A 6,915-nucleotide genomic window follows, 5' to 3' on the forward strand; every position below is an offset into this window, starting at 1 on the left:
AACCCGAACGAGTTCGACAGCGCGGTGCCCGGGCGGATGGTCCGGTTGTCGATCCGCACGACGTCGAGCGCGATCTCGTCGTCGAGAGCGTCGAGGTTGCGCGTCGCGGGAACCAGGTGCTCCCGCAGCGCCAGGACGCTGAACACGGCCTCTACCGCGCCGGCGGCACCGAGCAGGTGCCCGGTGGTCGACTTGGTCGACGTCACCGCGATCTCGTCGATGTGGTCGCCGAAGGCGCTGCGCAACGCCAGCGCCTCCGCCGCGTCACCGGCGGGGGTGGACGTGGCGTGGGCGTTGACGTGGACGACGTCACGGGGTTCCAACGAGCCGGACCGCAGCGCCGCCCGGATCGCCCGGGCCGCGCCGGCACCGGTCGGCTCCGGCGCGGCGATGTGGTAGGCGTCCGAGCTGATGCCGGCGCCGGCCAGGGTGCCGTGGACCCGGGCACCGCGGGCGGCCGCGTGCTCGGCCGCCTCGAGGATGAGGATTGCCGCGCCCTCGCCGAGCACGAAGCCGTCCCGTGCCTTGTCGAACGGACGGGAGGCGGCCTCGGGTGCGTCGTTGCGGCGGGACAGCGCCTGCATCTGCGCGAAGCCGGCCATGGTCAGCGCCGAGATCGCCGCCTCGGTACCGCCGGCGATCACGACGTCGGCGCGCCCGGCCCGGATGATGTCCAGCGCCAGCGCGATGGCCTCCGAGCCGGAGGCGCACGCGCTGACCGGGGCGTGCACCCCCGCCTTCGCGCCGAACGCCAGGCCCACGGTGCTGGCCGGGCCGTTCGGCATGAGCATCGGCACCAGGTGCGGGGATACCCGCCGGGGGCCCTTCTCCCGGATCACGTCATGCTGGTGGAGCAGGGTGAGCACGCCCCCGATCCCCGAGGCCACACACGCGGCGAGGCGTTCCTGGTCGACCTCGGGTGAGCCCGCGTCAGCCCACGCCTCACGCGCGGCGGTCAGAGCCATCTGCTGGCTGCGGTCGAGGGTACGAGCCTCGACCCGACCCAGCGGCGGCTCGACCGCCAGCGGCGCGGCGATATGGACCGGGAGCTGCTCGACCCAGCCCTCGGTGAGACGCCGGACGCCGGAGCGGCCCGAGAGCAGACCCTCCCACGTCGAGGCGACATCGCCACCGAGGGGAGTAGTAGCCCCGAGGCCGGTGACGACGACCTGCCTGGGGGTCGTGGTCACGCCGCGACACCCGCCCGCTGGATGTAGGAGACCGCGTCACCGACGGTCTTGAGGGTCTTCACGTCGTCGTCCGGGATCTTCACCCCGAACTTCTCCTCCGCGGCGACGACCACCTCGACCATGGACAGCGAGTCCACGTCCAAGTCGTCGATGAAGGTCTTGTCGGCCGTCACGTCGGCCGGGTCGACACCGGCGACCTCTTCGAGGATGACGGCAAGACCGGCGAGGATGTCAGCTTGGGACATGATCGTTCCTCCTGATGGGATGTTGTCGGTCGGTGGCGGGTGGTGCGCGGGGCTGCCGTGTACCAGCGCGGAAGCGCGGGCGCCTGGATCAGGGGCGTGGTCGGGCTGATGGTCATCGGACGCCTCGCCGCAGTGCGGTGCGGGACGGTCACGGTGCGGTGTCGAGGGTTGGTCGAGGGTTGGTCGAGGTTGTCAGGGGCAGCGCACGAGCTGCCCGCAGTAGGTCAGGCCGGCACCGAAGCCGAACAGCAGCACCGGGTCTCCCCGGCGGATCTCGCCGCTCTCCAGCAACCGGCTGAGTCCCAGCGGAATGCTTGCGGCGGAGGTGTTGCCGGCGTCGACCACATCGCGGGCAACGGCGGCGTTCGTAGCGCCGATACCCGTCACCAACGCTTCGACGACCCGCAGGTTAGCCTGATGCGGAACGATACCCGCGAGGTCCTCGGGTGCCACGCCGGCCTGCTCGCAGATCTGGCGGAGAACCGGGACCAGGGAGATCGCCCAGCGGAACACCGCCTGGCCCTCCATGCGGAAGGAGTTGTCGCCGTAGCCGGGGACCTGGATCGTCTCGGGCCGGGATCCGTCGTGCCCCCAGACCGCCGGGCCGATCTCGTTGGTCTCCGCCGGGCCGATCACGACTGCTCCGGCACCGTCGGCGAGCAGGATGCAGGTGCTGCGATCGTCCCAGTTGGTGTAGTCCGACAGCCTTTCGGTGGCCACCACGAGCACGTTGCGCAGGGTGCCAGCGCGCACCATGTCGGCGGCCGTCGACACCGCGTAGCTGAAACCGGCGCAGGCGCCGTTGATGTCGAACGCCCCGGCCCGGCCGGCCCCGATGCGATGGGCGATCTGCGGACCGGCACCCGGGATCTGGGAGGGAGAGGTACAGGTCGCCCCGATCACCAGATCGATCGAGTCGGCGGTGAGGCCGGCGGCGGCGAGCGCCTTCTCCGCGGCCGCGGCGCCCATCGCGACGATGGTTTCCTCGTCGTCGGCGATACGCCGGCTGGCGATGCCGGTACGGGCCTGGATCCAGGCGTTGGAGGTGTCGACCCGTTGGGCGATCTCGTCGTTGGTCACCACCCGGGCCGGACGGTAGACGCCGAGGCCGAGCATGCGGGCACCGGTCAGCTCGGTCATGCCAGCGCTCCCACCAGGGCGTCGTCCGTCGTCGAGCCCGGTGGAGTTCCGGGGGTTGGGTCCGCCAGGCTTGCCAGGCTCGCCGGGACCGCGCTCAGGAGTTCGGCGCCGAGGTACTCGGCGACCAGCTCGCGGGCCGCGGGCAGGTCGTCGGGGCTCTTCACCGCGTGGATCGTGACACCGGGCAGTTCCCGGCGGGCGATCCCGGCGAGAGCGCCGGCCGGGGGGAGTTCGATGACCGCACCGACCCCGAGATCGCGCAGCGTCGCGAGGCACAGGTCCCACCGGACCGGCGCCGCGACCTGGGCCACCAGCCGGCTGATCAGCTCGGCCGGGTCGGTGACGATCGCCCCGTCGGCGTTGGACAGCGCGGCGGCCCGCGGTACCCCGGGCCGGAGGCCGCCCGCGACCGCGGCCAGCGCGTCGCGCGCGCAGGACATGTGCCGGGTGTGGAAGGCGCCGGCGACGGACAGGGGACGCAGCCGGACACCCGCGGGCGGCTCCGCGGCGAGCCGGGCGAGGTCGCGGGCGGTGCCGGCGGCGACGATCTGCCCGGCACCGTTGCGGTTGGCGGCGGTCAGGCCGAGTTCACTCAACCGGGCGGCCACCGCCTCGGGATCACCGCCGAGCAGCGCCGTCATGCCGGTCTCGACCCGGGCGGACGCCTCGGCCATCGCGCGTCCCCGCAGGGCCACCAGGACGAGGGCCTCCTCGGCAGTGAGGGTGCCGGTGAGGGCCGCGGCGGTGATCTCGCCGACGCTGTGACCGGCCAGCACCAGGGTGTCCGGTCCGACCGGGGAGGTGACCGGCAGCCCAAGCTGTTCGGCCGCGATCAGCCCGCTCGCGACGATCAACGGCTGGGCGATCGCCGTATCCCGGATCGTCTCGGCGGGCGCCTCGCACCCGGCTTCGAGCAGGTCGATCCCGACTGCGGCGGACCACCAGCGCAGCCGTTCTTCCGCCCCCTCGAGACCGCGCCAGGCGCGGAGCTGTCCGGGGGTCTGTGCACCCTGGCCGGGCGCGAGGATCGCGAGCACCTCTTCACCTAACCCCTCACGAGGACCGGTTGTCGCTGGCGGCCACTCACCGATGTGTCGACCGGCTGTTGTAGGTGTCCTACAAGCCGATCTGTTTGGATCGGACGTTGCTGCGCGACGCCGACATCGGCCTGGAATGGCATGACGGACCTGCAAAGTAGTTCGATGTGACCATTCTCGCGCGGGGGTGAGAGGGTCGTGGGACGACTTGAATGATCATGTTTTGCCTGTAGGTAACACACCGTCGAGGCGTCCCAGAACGAGCGCAATATGCAGGATGAAGCGTTCGCGGTGGTCCGCCGGATCCAGCCCGCACACCTCGGCGGCCTTACGGAGTCGGTAGCGGACCGTGTTGGTGTGGAGATACAGCGCCCGGGCCGTCGCCTCCAGCGACGAGCCGAAGTCGAGATAGGCCCCGGTGGTCTCCAGCAGCGGGGTACCGGCGTCGCGCAGCGGGGCGTACACCTCGTCGATGAGCGCCCGCCGGGCGTCGACGTTCCCCGCGAGGGCGAGTTCCGGGAGCAGAGCGCGGGCCATGACTGGCCGGGGTGCGGCCGGCCAGGCGGCGACCACGTCCGTGGCGGCGAGGGCGACCCGCGCCGCGTGCGGTGCCCCGGTCAGGTCACCGACCACCGGGCCGACCACCACCGGGCCCGGCCCGCAGGCGGGAAGCAGTGCCCGGGCCGCGTCGAGGACGGTGTTCACTGGCGCGGTGCCGCCGGCCGGGCGGGTACCCGCGGTGGCGGGAGGTTCGACGCTGTTCTCCGGCTGGAGGGTCATCTCGGGACGGCCGATGCCGTCCCTGCCGGCAGTGAAATTCCCGCCTACCACCATCACCAGGCGATCGTGGTGGACCCCGGCGAGAACCTCCAGCTGGGCCATGCGGGCGAGCCGGTGCACCTCATCGACCACCACCTCCGGCGAGTTGCTCCCGGCCGTGCCGACGATGACGGTGACGGACGGCGGGTTACGCCAGCCCACCGCGGCCGCCCGTGACGGCAGCGCCCGGTCGACCTCGCCCCGGACCACGTGGTCGACGACCAGCGCCTCCAGCCGGGCGTCCCAGGCACCGCGTTCCTCGGCGGCGCGGGCGTAGACGACCGCGCCGGCAAACGCGATGTCACGGGAGTAACGCAGGACATCGGCGAGCAGCCGTTGTTCGTGCTCCGGGCCGGCCAGGTTCGGCACCTCGGCCTCGATCGCCTCCACCGCGACCCGGACCAGATCGACGAGTCGGCGGAAGGTCACGGCGCGGACGAGTTCCCGCGGGGCGACCCGGAAGACGTCCTCGGACAGATCCCGGGCGTGTTCGGGCCGCCGGCACCACTCCACGAACGACGAGATGCCGGCCTGCACCACGAGCTGAATTCCGGCGCGGTGACTCGCCGACATGGCCGGGAACCAGGGCAGCGCCTCCGCCATCCGGGCCGCCGCCCGGGATGCGAGCATCCCGCTCGACCGTTCCACCCGGCGGATCACCTCGCTGGTGCTTTCTCCGCCGGATGTGCTCCCGGTCGATGTGGGTCGGGCCTGGTCGCCGACGGGTCTGGGGCTGGCCCCGCCGGCCGACCACGGGTTGCCCAGATCGGGGATACGCGGCTCCGGGTAGTCGACGGATTGCTCCGGCACCGGCTCGGTTTCGGGGCTCGGCTCGATCTCGCCTGCCGGTGTCCGGACGGGGGGCGCTCCCGGTTCAAGGCGGGCTGTCCCAGTCACTGTGTCCGAGGAGGAATCCGAGGAGGAGGCTGCCACGTCCGTCAGCATGCCTCAGCCGTCCCGCACCCTGTGTATTGCCGGTCCCGTCATGTTGCCGGCCCCGTCATGTGGCTCCGACGGGTGGTGCGGATGGGGGCCCGGTCCTGATCGGTCGGGATGCCCCGGTCGGTCGGGCCTGGTCCCGGGCGTGGAATTCACCGAACGGGGATGGTGTCGAGGCGGGAAAGGCCACAGGAGCAGGAGCAGGAGTAGGCGTGGGAGCGGAGGCGATGCGGGATGCTGCGGGCATGCGCGAGGTGAGCATTCGTGGAGACGGGATACGGCTGGGGCAGTTCCTCAAGCTCGCGGATGTGGTCGAGGCCGGATCCGAGGTGAAGGAGCTGCTCGCGGGCGGGATGGTGCGGGTCAACGGGGAGGTCGAGACCCGGCGGGGCCGGCAGCTCGCGCCGGGGGACGAGGTTGCCGTGGCCGGCGAGGCACTTCGGGTCCTGTGAGCCATCGCCACGACTCTGCTGGTCGCCGGGCGTCTGCCGGTCGCCGGGCGTCAGAGCCGGTCGGAGTAGGTGGCCGCCCAGTCGTGGACCTTTGTCACGTAGGCCCTGGTCTCCTGGAAGTCGGGGATGCCCCCGGCGGTTCGCACGGCGTCCGGGCCGGCGTTGTAGGCGGCGAGGATCAGCGAGACCCGGTCACCGGGTAGATACCCGACCTCCTGGGCGAGCCGGGCCTCGTAGAAGGCCGCGGACGGGATGGCGTCGAGCGGGTCGAGTGGGTCGGTGATCCCGTCGTGGTTACCGTCGATCCCGAACTCGGCCCAGGTGGTGGGGAGGAACTGCATGATGCCCCGGGCGCCGGCGCGCGAGACCGCCTGCGCGTCGAACTTGCTCTCCACCCGGGCCTGCGCCGCGAGCTGCGCGGCGGTCAGGACACCGTAGGTCGCCGCCGCGGACCGGAAGACCGGGACCAGATCGTCGGGCACGTCGACGTGGGGGTACCGCAGCACGCCGCAGCCGCTCATCAGGGTGATGACGATGAACGCGGCCAGGGGTGAAAGCTGCTGCCTGCCGAGCGTCATCTAGCGTCCCTTGGAGGTGTATAGTGACCATGTGAACCTCAAGGAGTGGGCCGAGTCGCAGGGCGTGTCATACACATCGGCGCGCCGCTGGCACCGCGAAGGCACACTCCCCGTCCCCACCCGCCGGGTTGGCCGACTGATCCTCGTCGGTGACGTCGAGGCGCGACCGGCACCGGCCGGCGTCACAGCGGTGTACGCCGGGGTGTCGTCCGCCGACCAGAAGGCCGACCTTGACCGGCAGGTCGCACGGATCACGACCTGGGCAGCCGGGCAGGGCATGGCCGTCGGCAAGGTCGTCACCGAGGTCGGCTCGGCACTCAACGGCCACCGGCGGGAGTTCCTCGCGCTGCTGCGCGACCCGCAGGTGGCGACCATCGTCGTCGAGCACCGCGACCGCTTCGCCCGGTTCGGCGCCGAGTATGTCGAAGCGGCGCTGTCGGCGCAGGGCCGGCGGCTGCTGGTCGTCGACCCGGCCGAGGTCGACGACGACCTGGTGCGCGACGTCACCGAGATCC

Annotated in this window: 8 protein-coding genes; 2 read left to right on the forward strand and 6 right to left on the reverse strand. The window is 71.9% G+C overall.

Translation table 11 applies throughout. From position 1 onward, the window contains the following. The 5 genes from AC08ON_RS02130 to AC08ON_RS02150 all read right to left on the reverse strand — a co-directional run. On the reverse strand, nucleotides 1-1,190 hold a 1,190-nt coding region (locus AC08ON_RS02130; protein ID WP_476616358.1), incomplete at its 3' end, for a beta-ketoacyl-ACP synthase II. Then, complete coding sequence (locus tag AC08ON_RS02135) at nucleotides 1,187-1,435, reverse strand: acyl carrier protein (RefSeq protein ID WP_011437861.1); 249 nt, start codon at nucleotides 1,433-1,435, stop codon at nucleotides 1,187-1,189. The genes AC08ON_RS02135 and AC08ON_RS02130, both read right to left, overlap by 4 nt. Nucleotides 1,436-1,627: 192 nt before the next feature. After that, nucleotides 1,628-2,575 (reverse strand): beta-ketoacyl-ACP synthase III, encoded by a 948-nt coding sequence (locus tag AC08ON_RS02140; protein ID WP_476606440.1) that lies wholly within the window; start codon nucleotides 2,573-2,575, stop codon nucleotides 1,628-1,630. Further along, nucleotides 2,572-3,612, reverse strand: a complete 1,041-nt coding sequence (locus AC08ON_RS02145; RefSeq protein WP_476606441.1) for an ACP S-malonyltransferase — start codon at nucleotides 3,610-3,612, stop codon at nucleotides 2,572-2,574. The genes AC08ON_RS02140 and AC08ON_RS02145 overlap by 4 nt, the downstream gene beginning before the upstream one ends. Before the next feature lie 216 nt (nucleotides 3,613-3,828). Continuing rightward, nucleotides 3,829-5,376: a PucR family transcriptional regulator gene (locus AC08ON_RS02150; RefSeq protein ID WP_476606442.1), complete on the reverse strand. Its 1,548-nt coding sequence runs from the start codon at nucleotides 5,374-5,376 to the stop codon at nucleotides 3,829-3,831. Nucleotides 5,377-5,615: 239 nt separating this feature from the next. Between AC08ON_RS02150 and AC08ON_RS02155 the strand changes: the two genes are divergently transcribed. After that, nucleotides 5,616-5,822, forward strand: a complete 207-nt coding sequence (locus tag AC08ON_RS02155) for an RNA-binding S4 domain-containing protein (protein ID WP_173645788.1) — start codon at nucleotides 5,616-5,618, stop codon at nucleotides 5,820-5,822. A gap of 50 nt (nucleotides 5,823-5,872) precedes the next feature. Here the strand turns inward: AC08ON_RS02155 and AC08ON_RS02160 are convergent, their stop codons facing one another. Continuing rightward, the gene (locus AC08ON_RS02160) at nucleotides 5,873-6,400 is read right to left on the reverse strand and encodes a lytic transglycosylase domain-containing protein (RefSeq protein WP_476606443.1); all 528 of its coding nucleotides are present in this window, start codon (nucleotides 6,398-6,400) and stop codon (nucleotides 5,873-5,875) included. A gap of 31 nt (nucleotides 6,401-6,431) precedes the next feature. On the opposite strand from AC08ON_RS02160, the gene AC08ON_RS02165 reads away from it, so the two are divergent. Next, a partial coding sequence (locus AC08ON_RS02165) for an IS607 family transposase (protein WP_476616368.1) occupies nucleotides 6,432-6,915 on the forward strand: 484 nt, incomplete at its 3' end.

Source organism: Frankia sp. CoWAU3 (genome assembly GCF_977971855.1).